Source organism: Roseobacter sp. HKCC-CH-9351 (assembly GCF_037830295.1).
Taxonomy (GTDB): Bacteria; Pseudomonadota; Alphaproteobacteria; order Rhodobacterales; family Rhodobacteraceae; genus M30B80.
This window is the reverse complement of the sequence record NZ_JBBLYM010000001.1, coordinates 520,004-538,361: the sequence shown is the minus strand read 5'-3', so window position 1 is coordinate 538,361 and position 18,358 is coordinate 520,004. Positions and strand designations below refer to the sequence as shown.

Below are 18,358 nucleotides of genomic sequence, written 5' to 3'. Positions count from 1 at the left end.
AACATTGCTGATAAAATACTTGTGCTGCGGCGCAGAGATAGTAACCTCTGCGCCCCGCTATATGTTGGAGACGAGGCTATGAAATTTTCGATCGAGCGCGCGGCCCTGCTCAAAGCTGTCAGCCAAGCCCAATCTGTTGTCGAACGCCGTAACACGATCCCTATTTTGGCGAATGTGTTGATCGAGGCGGATGGTAGCCATGTTTCCTTTCGTGCCACCGACCTTGATATTGAGGTGGTCGACAAGGTGGATGCCCATGTCGAACAAGCGGGTGCCACCACGGTTTCGGCGGTCACACTGCATGAAATTACGCGCAAACTGCCTGAGGGGGCCTTGGTACAAATCAGTGATGATGCAGCCTCGGGTCGCTTAATCGTTCAGGCGGGCCGATCGAATTTCTCTTTGGCGACATTGCCCAAGGAAGATTTTCCTGTGATGTCTTCGTCCGAATATAGCGCAAATTTCTCGGCCAAAGCGCCGGCGCTGCGCCGCTTGTTCGATAAATCCAAATTCGCGATTTCGACTGAGGAAACACGCTATTATCTCAACGGCGTTTATTTCCATATTGCCGAAGGTGAAGAGGGACGGATGCTGCGCGCGGTTGCCACAGATGGTCACCGCTTGGCGCGCGTGGATACCGAGTTGCCCACAGGTGCCGAGGCCATGCCCGGCGTGATCGTGCCGCGCAAAACCGTGGGTGAAATCCGCAAATTGTTGGAAGATGACGATGCGGTGATTGCGGTTTCCGTATCTGAGACAAAAATTCGGTTCGCTACACCTGAGATCACGCTGACCTCGAAGGTGATTGATGGAACCTTCCCTGATTATCAGCGCGTGATCCCATCGGGAAACACTCGCAAATTGGAGGTGGATGCCTCTGAATTCGCGCGTGCAGTTGATCGTGTTGCCACAGTGTCGTCCGAGCGCTCACGCGCGGTGAAACTGTCCCTTGATGAGGATCGTTTGGTTCTGTCGGTGAATGCCCCAGATGCAGGCGCGGCCGAGGAAGAGTTGGCGGTTGCCTATGCGGATGAAAAGCTCGAGATCGGCTTTAACGCTAAATACCTGCTTGAAATCGCCAGCCAAGTGGATCGCGAGAACGCTGTGTTCATGTTCAATTCATCGGGTGATCCAACCTTGATGCGCGAAGGGAACGACACCAGCGCGATCTATGTTGTAATGCCGATGCGGGTCTGAGGCGCCGCGCGCGCCAAGTAGATTGAAAGAGCGCGCGGGATGAGTGCCTATATCTCGAATTTACATCTGTCGCATTTTCGCAGCCATCTTGGTTTGCGGCTGTCTTTCGATGGGCGGCCTGTTGCGATTTATGGGCCAAATGGGGCGGGTAAGACAAATATCTTAGAAGCGATTTCGATGCTGTCCCCTGGTCGGGGGCTGCGGCGCGCCCCGTCCGAGGATTTGATCCGCCGCCCAGAGGTGATTGGGTGGCGCGTGGCGGCGACCCTGCAGATTGACGACACTGTGCATGAGATCATCACCCGCGCCGAGCCAAGCAGCCCCCGTCAGGTCGAGATAGATGAGAAATCCGCGCCCCAATTGGCGCTTGCGCGCCTTTTGCGGATGGTTTGGCTGGTGCCATCGCAAGATCGGCTTTGGATTGAAGGAGCCGAAGGGCGCAGGCGGTTTTTGGATCGCATTACGCTGAGCTTCTTTCCAGATCATGGTGAGGCGGTTCTTGCCTATGAAAAATCCATGCGGGATCGCAATCGCTTGCTAAAGGATCAGGTGCGCGATGCGGGTTGGTATGCGGCGCTTGAACGTCAGATGATGGGTGCCGCAGAGCAAATATACGCCAATCGCAACGCCGCCTTGACCCGCATTGCTGCCGCGCAAGAGGAGGCGGAAACCAGTTTCCCTATCGCAGATCTGACCTTGGAGGAGGGAGAGGGTTTTACCGCGCCCACCGATTTGGTCACGTTGTGGTCTGACACGCGGTCACGGGACATGGCAGCAGGGCGCACGTTGGTAGGCCCGCATCGCACTGATCTTGGCGCGATTTATCGCGCCAAGGATGCCCCAGCGCGGCAATGCTCCACGGGTGAGCAAAAGGCCCTTTTGGTTTCTCTTATTTTGGCCAATGCCCGCGCATTAAAGCATGACACGGGCCGCGCACCTTTGGTGCTGTTGGATGAAGTGGCGGCACATCTTGATGCAGACAGGCGAGCAGCCCTCTTTGACGAAATATGCGCGCTGAATGCCCAAGCTTTCTTGACAGGCACAGGCGCAGAATTGTTCATGGAATTTGGCGTGCGTGCGCAAGAGGTGCCGCTCGGGGTGGAGGCGGCCAATTAGGTAGGACAATGACAATAACGCTGGCCCAAATGGCGCTCTATGCGGGCGCGCTTTTCGTGCTGTTTCTCACCCCTGGCCCTGTGTGGTTGGCCTTGACCGCGCGCACATTGGCGCATGGGATGCGTGGGGCGTTTCCTCTGATGTTGGGGGTGGCACTGGGGGATACCGCATGGTCAGTTCTGGCCTTGGTCGGGCTTGCATGGATTGTCGCAAGCTATGATTGGGTGATGGAGGCGCTGCGTTGGCTCGCTGTGGTTGTTTTTGCAGGTATGGGGGTCATGCTAATCCGTCATGCAGGCCACCAAATCAGCGCCGATAGCCGCCTTAATCGCAATGGGGTCTGGGCAGGGTTCATTGCAGGCCTTGCGGTGATTTTAGCCAACCCCAAAGCGATTTTATTCTACATGGGGATGCTGCCGGGGTTCTTTGATCTCAGCACGATTAACGCGACCGATATCGCCCTGATTGGGGTCATTTCCATGTTTGTGCCATTGGTTGGAAATACGTTTTTTGCGCTTTTTGTGGATCGTGCGCGCCGCCTTATGACGAACCCAGTGGCGCTGACACGGATCAACAAGATCGCAGGCGGCCTGCTGATCTTGGTGGCCATAGCGATTGCGGTTTTCAACCGCTAAATATTGTGGCAAAGGCGTGACATTCCCACAATAACGCGTTATAAAACCGCATAAGAAACAGGCAGAGGTCCCCATGGCCGAAAACGCGCCCGCGCCGCAGGAATACGGCGCAGATTCTATCAAAGTTCTAAAGGGTTTAGAGGCAGTTCGTAAGCGTCCCGGTATGTATATCGGTGACACTGATGATGGCTCTGGCCTGCACCATATGGTGTATGAGGTTGTCGATAATGGCATTGACGAGGCATTGGCAGGTCACGCCACGCAAGTTTCCGTCAAAATTCATGCCGATAATTCAGTTTCTGTGCGCGATAATGGCCGCGGTATCCCTGTGGATATGCATGCTGAGGAAGGCGTATCTGCTGCCGAAGTGATTATGACCCAGCTGCACGCAGGCGGCAAATTTGACCAGAACTCCTATAAGGTTTCTGGCGGTCTGCATGGTGTCGGCGTGTCGGTTGTAAACGCCCTTTCCGATTGGCTGGAACTGCGCATTTGGCGGAATGGCAAAGAGCATTACGCCAAGTTCGAACGTGGCGAAACGGTCGAGCATTTGCGCGTTGTGGGGGACTCCGATGGTGAAAAGGGCACGGAAGTGCGTTTTCTCGCCTCGCTGACCACATTTTCGAACTTGGAATATAGTTTCAAAACCCTAGAGACGCGTCTGCGTGAATTGGCTTTTTTGAACTCGGGCGTCAAAATCGTGCTTGAGGATGAACGCCCAGCCGAACCTTTGCGCAGCGAGATGGTCTATGAGGGCGGTGTGCGCGAATTCGTGAAATATATCGACCGCTCCAAATCAGGAATGCTGGAAGATCCAATTTTTATGTCGGGCGAACGCGATGGCATCGGCGTTGAGGTCGCGATGTGGTGGAATGACAGCTATCATGAGAACGTGCTGCCCTTCACCAATAACATCCCACAACGTGATGGCGGCACGCATTTGGCAGGTTTTCGTGGTGCGCTGACCCGCACGATCAACCACTACGCCAATACATCGGGTATCGCTAAGCGCGAAAAGGTCAATTTCACAGGCGATGATGCGCGCGAGGGGCTGACCTGCGTGTTGTCTGTCAAAGTGCCTGATCCAAAATTCTCAAGCCAGACCAAAGACAAATTGGTGTCCTCAGAAGTGCGCCCTGCGGTGGAGAATTTGGTCAACGAAAAGCTTGGCGAATGGTTTGAAGAACATCCCCAAGAGGCCCGTAATATCGTGGGCAAGATTGTCGAAGCGGCTTTGGCCCGCGAAGCCGCGCGTAAAGCGCGCGAGTTGACCCGCCGCAAAACGGCAATGGATGTGGCCAGCCTGCCCGGTAAATTGGCGGATTGTCAGGAAAAAGATCCTGCCAAATCTGAATTGTTCTTGGTTGAGGGTGACAGCGCCGGCGGTTCCGCCAAACAGGGCCGGTCGCGGCACAATCAAGCGGTTCTGCCTCTGCGCGGGAAAATCCTTAACGTGGAACGCGCGCGCTTTGATCGCATGTTGTCAAGCCAAGAGATCGGCACGCTGATCACCGCGCTTGGCACAGGCATCGGGCGGGACGAGTTTGACCTATCAAAACTGCGCTACCACAAGATCGTCATCATGACGGATGCCGATGTTGATGGCGCGCATATCCGCACGTTGTTGTTGACCTTCTTCTTCCGCCAGATGCCGCAGATCATTGAGGCGGGAAATCTCTTTATTGCGCAGCCGCCGCTTTACAAGGTGGCGCGCGGTAAATCCGAGGTCTATTTGAAAGATCAAGCAGCGCTTGATGATTACCTGATCCAAATGGGCGTTGATGGCGCGGTTCTGCGTATGCCCTCTGGTGAAGAAATTGCAGGCGCAGATTTAGCGCGTGTTGTTGATGGCGCGCGTGCCTTCCGCCGTGTTCTTGAGGCCTTCCCAACCCATTATCCCCGTCACATCCTTGAACAGGCCGCGCTTGCGGGCGGCTTTGATCAAGACCGCTTGAACAGCGATCTTCAGGGTGTTGCGGATCAAATCGCGGCGCGCCTTGATTTGGTCGCCGTGGAATACGAGCGCGGATGGCAAGGGCGTATCACCCAAGATCATGGGATCCGCCTTAGCCGCGTTTTGCGCGGGGTGGAAGAAATCAGAAACCTTGATGGTGCGGTTCTGCGCTCTGGCGAGGCGCGCAAGCTCTCCTCCGTCAGCGCCGAAACACGCGAGATTTTTGCAAAGCCAGCGCATCTTGCCCGTAAAGAACGTAGCCAAATCATCCATGGCCCGACCGAATTGCTGGATGCCATTTTGGCGGAAGGTGAAAAGGGCCTGACCCTGCAACGCTATAAGGGTTTGGGTGAGATGAACCCAGGCCAGCTGTGGGAGACAACCCTTGACCCAGAGGCGCGCACCTTGTTGCAGGTCAAAATTGACGATCTGGCCGATGCGGATGACATTTTCACCAAACTGATGGGCGATGTCGTAGAACCCCGCCGCGAATTCATCCAAGCCAACGCTCTGAGTGTTGAGAACTTAGATTTTTAAACTCTCCCCCAAAGCCCCCAAGCGCGGGGGCTTTGGGTTAACCGTCTAGGCCCGAAGGGCCGAATTTTAGAATGACGGGAACCACCAGTTCTTCTTCATCTTGCAAATGCCGATCTAACAGACGGGACAGGCGGGCCATCTCTCGCTCAAGAGGGGCAATTGCATCTGGTCCTTTACCCGCAAGCGCGCCCGTAATCGCCCCATTCGCTGCCGTAGCAAAATCCGCCAACAGCGGATCAAGCGCGTGGTGGTCACGGTCAAGAATATCAAAACCACGTTCAAGTTTGGGCTCTTTTTGCACAAGCAACGGAAAATAATGCTGATCTTCGATCGTGTGATGGCCGTGCAATTGCTCAAGAAGCATCCCACCAAAGCGAGACAGGTTGCGCGCAAAGTTTTGCGGATCATTGTTGCGATCTAGCGCCTGTTGCACAGCATCGGTCAACATGGCGTCAAGTCTGCGGAACATAAGGTGGCGATCTAACCAGAATGCGACCAAGCCACCAAAATTTGGATGCGCTTGCCATGTCTCGCGCGGGTAATCCTGCAACAGAATGCGCAGCGCATCGGGCAGGCCCTCGCGGTGGGCCAATGCAAGATGATCTATCTCAGTCATGGGAAACCTCTCATCGAAAAGGGCCGCTCTTGCAAGCGGCCCTTCGAGAAATCAGGAGGTGGGCGCGGTTAGGAAATCATCGCCCAGCCATTTCGGTTATCGCCCTTAAGGCTGCTTAAAGGCGCACCTCCATCGCTGTCCCGAACCCTTTCTCCAATACCTCTCTAGACACTGGATCACCTCCTTTCATTACGTTTCTGTTATCCACAGGTTGCCACATATTTTGTGTTTGTCAAAAGTTTTTACGCAACCTGTGCCAAAACTTTGCGGGTAATCAGGCGGAATGGCACAAGCGCGATCAGCGCGAGCGCGAGCTTGACCAACCAGTCAGCAATGGCAAGGGATACCCACAGCGGCGCTTCGGGGCCGTGGCCCAAGATGGGCAAGATATCGCCCGCCCAAGAGACATCATTGGCAGGTTCAAGGAAGCTGAGGCTTGCTGAAAATGCGATGGTGAAGAACAGCGCGGTATCAAGGCTAGACCCAACCAAGGTCGAGACGACAGGCGCGCGCCACCATGCGCCTGCGCGCAGGCGGTCAAATATGGCCACATCCATCAACTGCGCCACGAGGAACGCAAGGCCAGAACCAAGAGCAATACGCAACGTCACCAATGGCCCAAACTCGCCCATGATTTGCGTGCCGATGAGAGAGCAGATCACGCCCGTCACAAAACCCGCAAACACAACGCGCCGCGCGGCTGCGACACCATAGACGCGGTTCATGATGTCAGTGACCAAAAAGGCCAGTGGATAGGTAAAGGCACCCCATGTCAGCCAATTGCCGAATAGAAACTGCACAAGGATATTTGAGGCCAAAACGATGGCCGCCATGGCAAGGATGCCAGGAAGATAGGAAGATTTCATAATGTTCATCCGTTTTGACAAGGTAGTCGGAGACTTGGCCCCGCGCGCATCGCGGGACAGGGCGCGCTCTATTCTGATTGCCCAGCTTGTGCAAGCGTTGAAATGGCTTCTGCCACGATGCGGCTGGCCGTGGGTGTCATTGCCGCAAGATTGACGCGACTGTCCTCAACCAGATAAATCCCCCGCGTTTCGTGCAGCTGACGCACGTCATCGGGGCTGAGGCCCAGCAGCGAGAACATCCCGCGTTGTTCCGCGATTTGATCTGCGAGGCGACCCATTTGGTGCTGACGTAAATCATTGGCAAAGCATTGGCGGTTCGCGTCGATCTCTTGACGCATCGCCGATAGCTCGGCCACCCAGTTGGCACGCAGTTCGGGATCATCCAAAATCACTTGCACCACCCGCGCCCCATGATCTGGGGGAAAGGCGTAATTCTGGCGATTAAGCCATGTCAGCAAGCCTTGCATCTCAGATTGAATGGCAGGGCTGTGGCATTGAGCCAGAACCGCACCCACGCGATCCCGATACAGCCCAAAGGATTTAGAGGCTGAAAACCCCACCAAAACTTCAGGGCATTCAGCGCAGATCATATCTAAACCTGCGCGATCTTGTTCAATCCCACTGCCAAATCCCAGATAGGCCATATCAATCACGGGCAAGGCCCCGCGCTTGGCCAGTGTCACGGCGATGTCGCGCCATGTGTCTGGGGTTGGTTCAATCCCCGTTGGATTGTGACAGCAGCCGTGGATGACCACGGCATCCCCTTGTGCCACTTGTGCCAGATCCGCCATCAGGCCTGCGTGATCCAACCCGCCTGTTGCCTCATCGCGGAAGCGATAGGTCTGAACCTGCAGATCCAAATAGCGCAGGATTGAGGCGTGGTTGGGCCATGTTGGTTCTGGCAGCCATACCGTCAGGTTTGGGCGCAGATATTTGAGCGCCTCAAAACATTGGCGCAACGCCCCCGTTCCACCAGGTGTTGCAATCGTGGCTTTCGCCCCGCGTGTGGAAAATAGCAACTGTTCGACCGCCTCAAGATAGGCCTTATCGCCTGCAAGCGAGACGTAGGATTTGCTGTTCTGTGCGTCCCAAATCCGCCGCTCGGCATCTTTGACCGCTGCCATGATTGGGGTCTGTCCTTGGCCGTTTCTGTAGACCCCTACACCAAGGTCGATTTTTTCAGGGCGCGGGTCAGCGGCAAAAATTCCCATCAGACGGATGATTTTATCAGCCTCGGGGGCGGTCAGCGTTTCAAACATCATAGGCCTTTAGGCAGGGTGAAGCGATGTGTCTCTGTCGCGGGTTAGAATGCGACTGCGATCCTCGAACCGTTCAGCCACGAAACCCGCCGATTGATAGAGCGCCAGTGCGCGTGGATGGTCAAGCGTGCAGGTGTTTATTGTGACGGATGTGACGCCTGCACCATCCCATGCTTGTGCCAATGCTTGGTTAAGAAGGGCGCGGCCCAACCCTTGGCCAACGGCATTTGGCATAAGGCCAAAATACGCCAGATCGCAGATCGGCGGGTCGGTGAAATCAAGCATGAAAAACCCATGCGGCACGCCGCCACGTTTGGCGACCCACAGCTCGACCAATGGGCTTTCGAGAAAGGCGAGCAGTTCAGCCTCGGGGCGATTATGTTGATCTACCCATTCGTAATCGCGTCCCACCGCGTCATAGAGCGCAAAAAAATACCAAAGTGGCGGATCCATAACGCGCTCAAGCGTGATGTCTTGGGGCAGCGCTGTTTGGGTGTCAGGCCGCGCGGTCATACGCAAAAAAGTGACGCGATAGGGAACCTCGGTTCCTGCCTTAATCAGGCTCATCCCGTCTCAACTTTCAGCTGATCGAATTGGCCCCATTCGGCCCAAGATCCATCATAAAGCGCATGATCGCGATGCCCAAGGATCTCTAGCCCCAAGGACAAAATAGCCGCCGTCACGCCAGAGCCGCAGCTTGTGATAATCCGCCGCTCCAGATCAACGCCTTGATTGGTAAAAGCGGCGCGCAAAGCCTCGCCTTTTTTCATGGTGCCATCGGAATTGAGCAGCGTGGCATAATGCACGTTCAATGCACCTGGAATATGGCCAGCGCGCAGTCCTGCCCGCGGTTCAGGTTCATCACCGCGGAACCGCGCGGGACCGCGCGCATCAACAATCTGCCAATCGCGCAATTTCACGGCAGCAGCGACTTGGGTCACATCCTTGACCAAATTTGCTTGGCGTTGTGCGGTCATGTGGCGGTCGCGCAGGATTGGTGCCATATCCTCCAAGGGGCGACCCTCGGCCTTCCATTTTTTCAATCCCCCATCAAGAACGGCGATGTCCGTTTTGCCCATCAGGCGGAAAAGCCACCACACGCGGGCGGCTGAAAATATGCCCGCCCCGTCATAGACCACGACCTGATGCCCATCACCCACACCCATCGCGCGCATCCGCGACATGAATTTCTCAGAGGGTGGTGCCATATGGGGCAAGGCAGATTGGGTGTCGCTAATCTCGTCAATATCAAAGAAACGAGCACCGGGAATATGGCCCGCGTCATATTCCGCGCGGGCATCGCGGTTCATATCGGGCAAATACCAAGATGCATCCAAAATCCGCAGGTCAGGATCCGACAGATGGGCCGCAAGCCATTCGGTTGAGACAAGGGTTTTAGGATCATCAGTCATAGCAAACTCCACGGCGCGGTTGGGTCAAGGCGACCTCCAAAAAGACCTAGCCCAAATTGGTGATCAGGCAAAGGGCGCATGACAGCTTACCCGTTTTGTTTAAGAATCCGCTGCTTTTGGCGGTTCCAATCACGCTTGGCGCTGGTTTCGCGCTTATCGGCGACTTTTTTACCTTTGGCGATGCCAATCTTGAGCTTCACAATGCCGCGATCGTTGAAATACATGACCAAGGGCACAAGGGTCATGCCTTCGCGTTGCGAGGCGTTCCACAGACGCGCGACCTCCCGTTTTGAGCTAAGAAGTTTGCGTTTGCGCCGCTCTTCATGACCCCAAGTTTTGGCTTGGGCATATGGTGCGATATAGGCGGCCACCAACCACAATTCGCCATCCTCAACCGCCGCATAGCTGTCGGCGATGTTGGATTGGCCTTGGCGTAGTGACTTCACCTCGGAGCCTTGCAAGACGATTCCAACCTCAAGGTCAGATTCAATAGCATAGTCAAACCGCGCGCGGCGGTTCTCGGCAATGACCTTGTAGTTTTTATTTTCGTCTTTCTTTGCCATACTGGCCCTTCTTGCCGATCAGGCGATCAGACCCGCGTGCTGCATGGCCGATTTGATCCGCGCTTTTGTCGCATCGCTCAGCGTGGTCAATGGCAGCCGTACCTCATCATTTGCGCGCCCCAACAGAGACAGCCCATATTTTGCACCGGCGACACCTGGCTCAAGGAAAATGGCCTCATGCAGCGGCATGAGCTTGTCTTGATATTCAAGCGCTGCCGCGTAATCGCCGCGGAGAGTTGCCTCTTGCATCGCGGCACAGAGCGCGGGCGCAACATTCGCTGTGACGGAAATACAGCCCACGCCGCCTTGTGCGTTAAAGCCTATGGCAGTGGCATCCTCACCTGACAACTGCACGAAATCCGTGCCACAGGTAATGCGTTGCTTGGGCACACGGCTGAGATCACCAGTGGCATCCTTCACCCCGATAATATTTGGCAACTTGGCGAGTGCGCCCATCGTATCAGGCATCATATCCACCACAGAGCGGGGTGGAATGTTATAGATAATGATCGGAATGCCGACTTCGTTTAATGCCTCGAAATGGGCAATCATGCCTCTTTGCGTGGGCTTGTTGTAATAGGGCGTTACCACCAAAGCGGCCTCCGCCCCCACATCCTTGGCGAATTGCACAAAGCGCAATGCCTCGACTGTGTTGTTGGATCCTGCCCCTGCAATAACGGGCACGCGCCCTGCGGCGGTTTTCACAACCGCCTTGATCACGGCCTCATGTTCTTCATGGCTCAGGGTTGGGCTTTCGCCTGTGGTGCCAACAGGCACAAGCCCGTGGCTGCCTTCGGTGATTTGCCAGTCCACGAGTTTTTCAAGCGTGCCGAAATCAACAGCGCCGTTTGTGAACGGCGTTACCAATGCGGGCATAGAGCCTTTGAACATGACACGCTTCCTTTTTTCGTTTCTGGACCGATGATCTGTCTTGCCGTCCCAACATAAGCGCAAGACCGCGCGGACACTAGCGATCTTCGACAGAATTGCCAAGTTCCTCTCTTGCAGATGTCGAGGGAAGATATAGCTTGGGGGTCAAAGAGGCGCATAACAGCGCTCGAGCAGGTTTTGATCTTTTAAAATATAGGGTTTCACCCGTGACAGGCGCGATAGGCACAGGACGTAGATGGCATAAGATCATTATGGCCGTGGGTTTGGCTTTGGTCGCATTGGCGATGCCAATTCGCGCTGCGTTGGCCCAAAGCCCCCTCAGCGAGGCAATTGCGGCGGCAACAGAGCGCGATTTTGAGCGCGCGCGCGCGCTTCAATCGGGTCTGGCTGACGCTGTTGCCCGCGATGTTGTGCAATGGGTTATTTTGCGCGCCGAAGGGGGCACAGCGGCAGAATATCCCAATTTTCTAGAGCGCCGTAGCGATTGGCCAGGTCTGCCATATCTTCACCAACAAGGTGAGGGGGCCATGGCCGAGGGGGGCAGCCCTGATCAGGTTATTGCTTATTTTGGCGGTGCTATGCCTCTGACCACCGATGGGCTGCGCGGTTTGTTGGCGGCTCATGAGGCGCGTGGAAACAACACAGCCTATCAGCAAGTGCTGCGTGAGGCTTGGGTGACCATGCCGCTGTCCCGCGATTTGGTTGCAGATCTCTTGGTGCGGCATCGTTCGGATCTGACCGCGCTGAGTTTTGCGCGGCTTGATATGTTGCTCTGGGAGGGTGAAACCGCCCTTGCCGAGCAGATGATGGCCGAAGTGGAAAGTGGGGCGCGTGCCTTAGCGGCGGCGCGTTTGGCCCTTCGGGCTGGGCGCAGTGATGGGATCAACGCGCTGATTGATGCTGTTCCAGCGCAGTATGCAGATGATGCAGGGCTTGCTTTTGAGCGGTTTCGATGGCGCGTGGAGGCGGGGCTTTGGGATGGCGCGCGTGAGATGATTTTGGCGCGCTCAAACTCGCAAGACGGATTGGGTCGCCCTGAATATTGGTCGTGGCGGCGTGCCTCATTGGCCCGTGATGTGATGCGCGAAGGGGATTTTGCGCAGGCCTACCAATTGGCTGCGCCGCATTTCCTCTCGCCCGAACGCGATGCAAGCGATTACGCGGAATTGGAATGGTTGGCGGGATATAATGCCCTGAAATCTGGCAATGCTGCCCGCGCCTTGACCCATTTTGAGTCCATGCGATCGGTTGTGGATTCACCCATTTCGTCAGGACGTGCGGGCTATTGGATTGGGCGCGCGCATGAGGCCTTGAGCAACACAGAGGCGGCTCGTTCTGCCTATGCCTATGGCGCTGAATTCCAATCAAGTTTTTATGGTCAATTGGCCGCAGAGCGCGGAGGTTTCCCGCAAGATGAAGGGTTCCTAGGCCGCGAGCAATTTGGCGATTGGCGGCAGGCTTCCTTTGCGAATTCTTCGGTGTTTCACGCGGCGTTGTTGTTACATCAGGCCGGCGAGGGGGATTTGGCGGAACGCTTTATGACCCATTTGACCGAAAGCCTAAGTCGTGCCGAGGCAGGTGCGCTGGCGCAATTCGCGCTTGAACTGCGCGAGCCGCATTATGCGGTCATGATTGCAAAACGTGCGGCTTTGGATGGGCATGAGATCATGCCTGCCTATTTTCCCGTGACCGATTTGGCATCGGCAGATTTGGGGTTTGACCCTGCCTTTGTTCTGTCTATCGCGCGGCGCGAGTCCGAGTTTAACCCCACAGTTATCAGCCCTGCAGGGGCGCGCGGTTTGATGCAGGTGATGCCGCGAACGGCCCAATCCGAGGCGCGCCGACAAGGCCTCGCTTATGAGGAGCAGCGCTTGCTGAGCGACCCCGCCTATAACGCGCGGCTTGGCGCAGGATATTTGCAATATCTCAGCGAAGATTTCGGGACGAACCCCGTGCTTTTGGCTGTCGCCTATAATGCGGGGCTTTCACGCGCGACTTCTTGGATCGAGCGATTTGGTGATCCGCGCGATCCCTCCGTTGATATTGTGGATTGGATCGAAGCCGTGCCTTTTACCGAAACGCGCAATTACATCATGCGCGTCACGGAGAGCCTTCAGATTTACGAGGCGCGTCTGACGGGGGCGTTGCAGCGTCCGCATTTGTCGGAACTGCTGCAACGGCGTTGATTTGCTCCGCTTTTTCTTTGGCGCGGGCGCGGAAGAGGGTGAACAACCCTGCCGCAACCACAAGCCCTGCGCCCAGTGCCACGTTTTCCCGCAGCACATCGCCGAAGATTAATATCCCGATGATCGAGGAAAACGGCATCTGCAAATAGGCGAAAGGCTGCACGGCACTGGCTTCGGCCACTTCATAAGCGCGGATCAGTAAATAATGCCCAAGCGCGCCTGTCATGCACAAAAAACCCATCCAGATCCAATCGGTTGGGGCCATGGCCTCCCAAAACCAGATGCCCACTGCCGTCATAAAGATCGCACCCGTGATCCCCGTCCAAAAGAAACTGGTTGCCGCGCTGTCTTGGCGGGACACATAGCGCGTCAAAAGCCCATAGACCGCGAACATCAGCGCCGATGCCAATGGGATTAGCGCCTCAATGGCAAAAACAGTCACGCCAGGTTCAAGGATGATGAGGATGCCGATAAAGCCCGTGCCAATGGCCGCCCATCTGCGCCAGCCCACCTTTTCACCAAGGATTGGCCCAGATAGGGCCGCGACCAAAAGCGGATAGCAGGCAAAGATCGCGTGGCTTTCGACCAGACCGAGAAGCGTGAAGGACAACACCGCAACGCAAACTTCGGCTGCCAACAGAATCCCACGGAAGGCCTGCAAAAAAGGTTGGTTGGTGGCGGCAGCCGCCTTGAGCCCGCCTGCCTTGCGGGCGGATATGGCGATGACGAATGCCGCAAAGAACCAATAGCGGATCATCACGACCATCATGACATTGTATTCACCCGCCAAATGGCGGCTGATCCCGTCTTGAATGGCAAAGACGATGGTCGTGGCAATCATCAGGAAAATGCCCTTGCGGGTGTTCTGCTCGATCAATTCTTGCGCCCCTTCGTCATATGGCGTTTGCGGCCAAACCCTTGCGCTCTCGTGATAGAAAACCCCGCGCACTCAAGGGCGCGGCGCACTGCGCCTGCGGCGGTGTAGGTCGCACAAGTGCCGCCCTGTTTGGTATGCTCTGCCACGGTTTGCATAAGATCATCTTCCCAAAGCTCGGGGTTTTTGGCAGGTGAAAACCCGTCAAGAAACCACGCATCTGCGACCCCATCCCATTGGGGCAATGTCATGCGCGCATCCCCGAAAACAAGCTGCAAAACGTAGTCAGGGCCTATGATTTGTGGTGGCAAATTAGGGGTTTGGGTCAGCGCGGCACAGGCATCGGCGGGCAAATTCGCGCGATGCGCCCCCCATGCGCGGGTCAAGTCATCACTTTGCAGCGGGAAGGCTTCAAACGATGTGAAATGTAAAACGCCCGCGGTCTTGGCCGCGCGAAACGCGGCAAGGCTGGCCAGAAAATTCAAGCCCGTGCCGAAGCCAAGTTCCGCAATGTGAAACCCATCGCAAAACCGTTCGGGTAGGTCATTGCCGCTGAGGAAGACATAGGTGGTTTCCGCCAATCCGTTATCGAGCGAAAAGAACGGATCATCGAATTGGCGCGAGACGGGAACATCACCCGTCCGCCATTCAAGGGGATGTGGCTGGCTCTTATTCATGGCTTGCCTTAAAAGACCCGCGACATTGCGGGCTTGTGGCAAACTGAGCCTGTCGCCGAAATTTGGCAAGGGGCGAAATCATGCGCTACGATGTGACAGTTTTGGGGGCAGGGATCTTTGGGCTTGCCATTGCATGGGCCTGTGCCGCGCGCGGCGCAAAGGTGCAAGTTGTCGATCCTAACGGCATTGGCGCAGGTTCTTCTGGCGGTGTTGTGGGGGCCTTGGCCCCTCACGTGCCCGAACAATGGAACGCGAAAAAACAATTCCAATTCGAAGCTCTTGATGGGGCAGCCGTATTTTGGGCAGGTGTCGCTGATGCCGCAAACCTGCCTTCTGGCTATGCGCGGGTCGGACGCGTGCAGCCGATCATGGATCAGGCAGGGCTTGATCTAGCGCGCGCGCGTCAAAGCGGGGCCAAGACCCATTGGCAGGGCCGTTATATCTGGGACATCCGCCCTGCCGCCGATTATGCGCCATGGATCACAAGCCCCACCGCGCAGGTTATTTTCGACAGTCTCAGCGCAAGACTTGCCCCGCGTCAAGGTTTGGCCGCCTTGGCCGCAGCTTTGCGGGCCAAGGGTGGGCAGATCGTCAGTGATGCCCCGCTGATGGGGCCCGTGGTTGAGGCTACAGGTGCCGCAGGTTTGGCAGAGCTATCCGATGCTTTTGGAGTGGCGGTGGGCGCGGGCCAAAAGGGACAGGCGGCAATCCTTGATGCGGATATGGGCAGCCTGCCACAGCTTTTCATAGATGGGGTGCATTTCGTGCCGCATGAAGGGCCGCAGGGGCGCGGGCAGGTTGCCATCGGGTCAACGTCAGAGCGCGACTTTAATGACCCATCCACCACGGACGCCAATCTAGATTTTTTGATTGAAAAGGCGCGCAGGCTATGCCCCGCTTTGGCAGAGGCGCAGGTTGTCACGCGTTGGGCGGGTCTGCGCCCCCGTGCCAAAAGCCGCGCGCCAATGCTGGGGCGGCATCCGCTTCGGACGGATCACTTTATTGCCAATGGTGGCTTTAAGATTGGGTTTGGCATTGCCCCCCGTGTTGCCGATGTCATGGCAGATTTGGTGCTGGAGGGGCGCGATACTATCCCCTCTGATTTCGCACCCGCTGTGTCCTTGCCAGCACAGGACTAAAGCCCCGCTGCACGCCGCAATTCAACCATCAATTCATCAAGGGTTTTTTGCGCGCGCGCATTGATCAAAACCTCGCCCTTAAATTGATCTGGCCCTTGCGCCAAACAGAGCTCGGGCCCAGTCAAAAGATGTGGACGAAATGGCGTTAGACAGAGGCGCAGTGAATATTGCGCCCGCTCGCCGCCTGCGCGCCCTGCTGCTGAAGACATAATCGCAACGGGTTTATCGCGCCACGGGTTGCTGTCGGTGCGACTGATCCAATCAAGCGCATTTTTTAAAACGCCTGACAGCGCCTTGTTATATTCGGGGGTCGAGATGATCACCGCATCCGCCGCTGCGATTTGATCGCGCAGGCGGATCACCGCGTCAGGGATGCCTTGGCTGTCTTCAACATCCCCATCATAGAGCGGAAGCTGCAAATTCGCTTCAATAAATTCAGCGGGGTCAAAGCTCTGCGCAGCCGCGTTCATCAGTTTTCGATTGCTTGATCCTTTGCGCAACGCCCCGCACAGCCCGATTAATCTTCCTCTGGACATCTCGCACCCTTCTTCGTCTATGCTCCTCGCAAAGATAGTCAGGATAGAGATTGAAACAATGACCCCCCCTTCACGCCATGGCGGCAAAATCCTTGCAGATCAACTTGCAGCGCATGGGGTGCGGCGTGTTTTCTCTGTTCCAGGTGAAAGTTTTCTGGCCGCATTGGATGGGCTTTACGATCACCAAATCGAGAACATCGTGTGTCGCCAAGAGGGGGGTGCGGCCATGATGGCCGAGGCCCATGCAAAAACCACGGGCGAGGTGGGCGTTTTATTCGTTACCCGCGGGCCTGGGGCCAGCAATGCCGCCTCTGGTCTGCATGTGGCCATGCATGACAGCACCCCTTTGGTCTGTTTTGTCGGGCAGGTTCCGCTGGCGCATCGGGATCGCGCAGCTTTCCAAGAGGTTGATTATCGTGCGTTTTTCGGCCCGCTCGTGAAATGGGTCGCGGAAGTGGAGCAAACTGACCGACTGCCAGAATATATCGCGCGCGCGTTTCGCGTGGCGCAATCGGGCCGGAAGGGGCCCGTGGTTTTGGCTCTACCCGAGGATATTCTTTCGGCTGTGGCGGACTGTGTTGATTTTGCCCCTTCGGGTGTTTCGTCCTCTTTGCCTGATCCGCAGATTGTTCGGGAATGGCTTGGCGCCCTCGCCGCGTGCAAATCACCCATGATGGTGGTGGGTGGCAGCGATTGGTCAGAACAGACCCGCGCGGATGCTGAAAAGATTGCAGCACATTTGGACATCCCAATCGCCACCAGTTTCAGGCGGCAGGATTACGTTGATAATCATCACCCTTGCTTCGCGGGGTATTTGGGTGTCGGGGCCTGTCCTGCAACCATGCAAAGTTTTGCCAAGGCGGATGGGGTTCTGGCCCTAGGCACCCGCATGGGTGAGGTGGTGACAGGCGGATATGTATTGCGCGATCCGCGCAAGGGTTGGCAGGGGCGGCTTTATCACGCGCATACTGATCCGGATGAATTGGGTCGCGTCTATCGCCCTGATGCAAGTATGGTTTGTGACATCCCCGCTTTTCTGCGGGTGGCGCGGGCGGTTCTAGATGATATCCCCGCACAAGATCAGGATCGCGCCGCGCGCGCGCATGCGGCCTATCGCGCGTGGCAAAACCCCCAAACCACAACGGGTGATGTGCGCCTTGAGGAAGTCGTGCTTGAGATGTCCCGTATTCTTGGGGGGCGTGGGATCGTGACCAATGGCGCAGGCAATTACGCGGCTTTTGTGCATCGCTATTTCTCTTATCGCCGCTACGGTCAACAGCTTGCGCCGACTTCTGGCTCGATGGGATATGGATTGCCTGCGGCGGTCGCAGCCAAATTGGCGCATCGTGAAACCCCTGTAATTTGCATGGCGGGGGATGGTTGCTTGCAAATGACCTTGCAGGAGCTGTCGACCGCGCGGCAATTTGGGGCGGATATTGTCGTCATGATCGCCAATAATGGCCGCTACGGCACCATTCGGATGCACCAAGAGAAAACCTATCCAGCGCGCGTGTCTGGCACGGATTTATTCAACCCCGATTATGTCGCCTTGGCAAAGGCCTATGGCGGGACGGGTCATTTGGTGACCCGCACAGCTGAATTTGCGCCTGCCTTTGAGGCGGCTTTGGAGGGAGGCTTGCATCTGATCGAATTGCGGCTTGACCCAGATATGCTGGCGCCATCCTTTAACCTCTCTGATCTCAAAGGCTAGGTGGCGCGCTCACCGCTTGCGCCGCAGCCTCAAGCGCAGTAAATGGCCCATATGACACGGGTGTTTGACATGGATGATCGCGCGCGCCTGCCGTGGCGCTTTTTCGGGCGTGCCTCTGGCGACAGGGGGCGTTTGCCGTCCTTGTGACGCAAACCGATTTCCCTGATCCAATCGCCCGTAAGGAGCAAA

At 56.3% G+C, this 18,358-nt stretch carries 17 protein-coding genes; 7 read left to right on the top strand and 10 right to left on the bottom strand.

Features of this window, described 5'->3' with window-relative positions:
- The first annotated feature begins 78 nt into the window (after positions 1-78).
- The 4 genes from dnaN to gyrB all read left to right on the top strand — a co-directional run bounded on the left by dnaN (position 79) and on the right by gyrB (position 5,439).
- A complete protein-coding gene (dnaN, locus tag AAC632_RS02805; RefSeq protein ID WP_340298247.1) occupies positions 79-1,197 on the top strand; it encodes a DNA polymerase III subunit beta in 1,119 nt (372 codons plus the stop codon).
- Positions 1,198-1,236: 39 nt separating this feature from the next.
- Positions 1,237-2,313 carry a DNA replication/repair protein RecF gene (gene recF / locus AAC632_RS02800; RefSeq protein WP_340298248.1) on the top strand — a complete coding sequence of 359 codons (1,077 nt, stop codon included), beginning with the start codon at positions 1,237-1,239 and terminating at the stop codon, positions 2,311-2,313.
- A gap of 8 nt (positions 2,314-2,321) precedes the next feature.
- Positions 2,322-2,948, top strand: coding sequence for a LysE family translocator (locus AAC632_RS02795; RefSeq protein ID WP_340298250.1), 627 nt, complete (start codon positions 2,322-2,324; stop codon positions 2,946-2,948).
- Between the two features lie 73 nt (positions 2,949-3,021).
- A complete protein-coding gene (gyrB, locus tag AAC632_RS02790) occupies positions 3,022-5,439 on the top strand; it encodes a DNA topoisomerase (ATP-hydrolyzing) subunit B (protein WP_340298251.1) in 2,418 nt (805 codons plus the stop codon).
- A gap of 37 nt (positions 5,440-5,476) precedes the next feature.
- On the opposite strand, the gene AAC632_RS02785 is transcribed toward gyrB, so the two are convergent.
- The 7 genes from AAC632_RS02785 to dapA form a co-directional block, all read right to left on the bottom strand.
- Entirely contained in the window at positions 5,477-6,055 is a 579-nt protein-coding gene (locus tag AAC632_RS02785; protein WP_340298252.1) for a hemerythrin domain-containing protein, read from the bottom strand.
- Between the two features lie 242 nt (positions 6,056-6,297).
- Positions 6,298-6,921 carry a queuosine precursor transporter gene (locus AAC632_RS02780; RefSeq protein WP_317657216.1) on the bottom strand — a complete coding sequence of 208 codons (624 nt, stop codon included), beginning with the start codon at positions 6,919-6,921 and terminating at the stop codon, positions 6,298-6,300.
- Positions 6,922-6,989: 68 nt separating this feature from the next.
- Positions 6,990-8,180 carry an amino acid aminotransferase gene (locus AAC632_RS02775; protein WP_340298253.1) on the bottom strand — a complete coding sequence of 397 codons (1,191 nt, stop codon included), beginning with the start codon at positions 8,178-8,180 and terminating at the stop codon, positions 6,990-6,992.
- Between the two features lie 9 nt (positions 8,181-8,189).
- Complete coding sequence (locus AAC632_RS02770) at positions 8,190-8,747, bottom strand: GNAT family N-acetyltransferase (protein ID WP_340298254.1); 558 nt, start codon at positions 8,745-8,747, stop codon at positions 8,190-8,192.
- Positions 8,744-9,592, bottom strand: coding sequence for a 3-mercaptopyruvate sulfurtransferase (sseA, locus tag AAC632_RS02765; protein WP_340298255.1), 849 nt, complete (start codon positions 9,590-9,592; stop codon positions 8,744-8,746). Before sseA ends, AAC632_RS02770 begins: the two co-directional genes overlap by 4 nt.
- A gap of 86 nt (positions 9,593-9,678) precedes the next feature.
- Positions 9,679-10,155, bottom strand: a complete 477-nt coding sequence (gene smpB / locus AAC632_RS02760) for an SsrA-binding protein SmpB (RefSeq protein ID WP_340298256.1) — start codon at positions 10,153-10,155, stop codon at positions 9,679-9,681.
- Between the two features lie 18 nt (positions 10,156-10,173).
- Positions 10,174-11,046, bottom strand: coding sequence for a 4-hydroxy-tetrahydrodipicolinate synthase (gene dapA, locus AAC632_RS02755; protein ID WP_340262873.1), 873 nt, complete (start codon positions 11,044-11,046; stop codon positions 10,174-10,176).
- A gap of 206 nt (positions 11,047-11,252) precedes the next feature.
- Between dapA and AAC632_RS02750 the strand changes: the two genes are divergently transcribed.
- Positions 11,253-13,232, top strand: a complete 1,980-nt coding sequence (locus AAC632_RS02750; protein WP_340298258.1) for a lytic transglycosylase domain-containing protein — start codon at positions 11,253-11,255, stop codon at positions 13,230-13,232.
- On the opposite strand, the gene AAC632_RS02745 is transcribed toward AAC632_RS02750, so the two are convergent.
- Positions 13,147-14,109 carry a DMT family transporter gene (locus tag AAC632_RS02745; RefSeq protein WP_340253813.1) on the bottom strand — a complete coding sequence of 321 codons (963 nt, stop codon included), beginning with the start codon at positions 14,107-14,109 and terminating at the stop codon, positions 13,147-13,149. The two genes, AAC632_RS02750 and AAC632_RS02745, sit on opposite strands and share 86 nt — an antisense overlap.
- A complete protein-coding gene (mnmD, locus tag AAC632_RS02740; RefSeq protein ID WP_340262879.1) occupies positions 14,106-14,783 on the bottom strand; it encodes a tRNA (5-methylaminomethyl-2-thiouridine)(34)-methyltransferase MnmD in 678 nt (225 codons plus the stop codon). Before mnmD ends, AAC632_RS02745 begins: the two co-directional genes overlap by 4 nt.
- A gap of 80 nt (positions 14,784-14,863) precedes the next feature.
- Here mnmD and AAC632_RS02735 point away from each other — a divergent pair, with 80 nt between their 5' ends.
- Entirely contained in the window at positions 14,864-15,922 is a 1,059-nt protein-coding gene (locus tag AAC632_RS02735) for an NAD(P)/FAD-dependent oxidoreductase (protein WP_340298260.1), read from the top strand.
- Here AAC632_RS02735 and AAC632_RS02730 read toward each other — a convergent pair.
- Positions 15,919-16,458, bottom strand: a complete 540-nt coding sequence (locus tag AAC632_RS02730) for an NADPH-dependent FMN reductase (RefSeq protein WP_340298262.1) — start codon at positions 16,456-16,458, stop codon at positions 15,919-15,921. The genes AAC632_RS02735 and AAC632_RS02730 overlap by 4 nt on opposite strands.
- Positions 16,459-16,516: 58 nt before the next feature.
- Between AAC632_RS02730 and AAC632_RS02725 the strand changes: the two genes are divergently transcribed.
- Positions 16,517-18,169 (top strand): thiamine pyrophosphate-dependent enzyme, encoded by a 1,653-nt coding sequence (locus tag AAC632_RS02725; protein ID WP_340298264.1) that lies wholly within the window; start codon positions 16,517-16,519, stop codon positions 18,167-18,169.
- The last annotated feature ends 189 nt before the right edge of the window (positions 18,170-18,358 follow it).

What these genes read in the sequence shown, in the direction of transcription:
- dnaN (WP_340298247.1), top strand. Translation starts at nt 79, where the DNA reads ATGAAATTTTCGATCGAGCGCGCGGCCCTGCTCAAAGCTGTCAGCCAA.
- recF (WP_340298248.1), top strand. Translation starts at nt 1,237, where the DNA reads ATGAGTGCCTATATCTCGAATTTACATCTGTCGCATTTTCGCAGCCAT.
- AAC632_RS02795 (WP_340298250.1), top strand. Translation starts at nt 2,322, where the DNA reads ATGACAATAACGCTGGCCCAAATGGCGCTCTATGCGGGCGCGCTTTTC.
- gyrB (WP_340298251.1), top strand. Translation starts at nt 3,022, where the DNA reads ATGGCCGAAAACGCGCCCGCGCCGCAGGAATACGGCGCAGATTCTATC.
- AAC632_RS02785 (WP_340298252.1), bottom strand. Translation starts at nt 6,055, where the DNA reads ATGACTGAGATAGATCATCTTGCATTGGCCCACCGCGAGGGCCTGCCC.
- AAC632_RS02780 (WP_317657216.1), bottom strand. Translation starts at nt 6,921, where the DNA reads ATGAAATCTTCCTATCTTCCTGGCATCCTTGCCATGGCGGCCATCGTT.
- AAC632_RS02775 (WP_340298253.1), bottom strand. Translation starts at nt 8,180, where the DNA reads ATGTTTGAAACGCTGACCGCCCCCGAGGCTGATAAAATCATCCGTCTG.
- AAC632_RS02770 (WP_340298254.1), bottom strand. Translation starts at nt 8,747, where the DNA reads ATGAGCCTGATTAAGGCAGGAACCGAGGTTCCCTATCGCGTCACTTTT.
- sseA (WP_340298255.1), bottom strand. Translation starts at nt 9,592, where the DNA reads ATGACTGATGATCCTAAAACCCTTGTCTCAACCGAATGGCTTGCGGCC.
- smpB (WP_340298256.1), bottom strand. Translation starts at nt 10,155, where the DNA reads ATGGCAAAGAAAGACGAAAATAAAAACTACAAGGTCATTGCCGAGAAC.
- dapA (WP_340262873.1), bottom strand. Translation starts at nt 11,046, where the DNA reads ATGTTCAAAGGCTCTATGCCCGCATTGGTAACGCCGTTCACAAACGGC.
- mnmD (WP_340262879.1), bottom strand. Translation starts at nt 14,783, where the DNA reads ATGAATAAGAGCCAGCCACATCCCCTTGAATGGCGGACGGGTGATGTT.
- AAC632_RS02735 (WP_340298260.1), top strand. Translation starts at nt 14,864, where the DNA reads ATGCGCTACGATGTGACAGTTTTGGGGGCAGGGATCTTTGGGCTTGCC.
- AAC632_RS02730 (WP_340298262.1), bottom strand. Translation starts at nt 16,458, where the DNA reads ATGTCCAGAGGAAGATTAATCGGGCTGTGCGGGGCGTTGCGCAAAGGA.
- AAC632_RS02725 (WP_340298264.1), top strand. Translation starts at nt 16,517, where the DNA reads ATGACCCCCCCTTCACGCCATGGCGGCAAAATCCTTGCAGATCAACTT.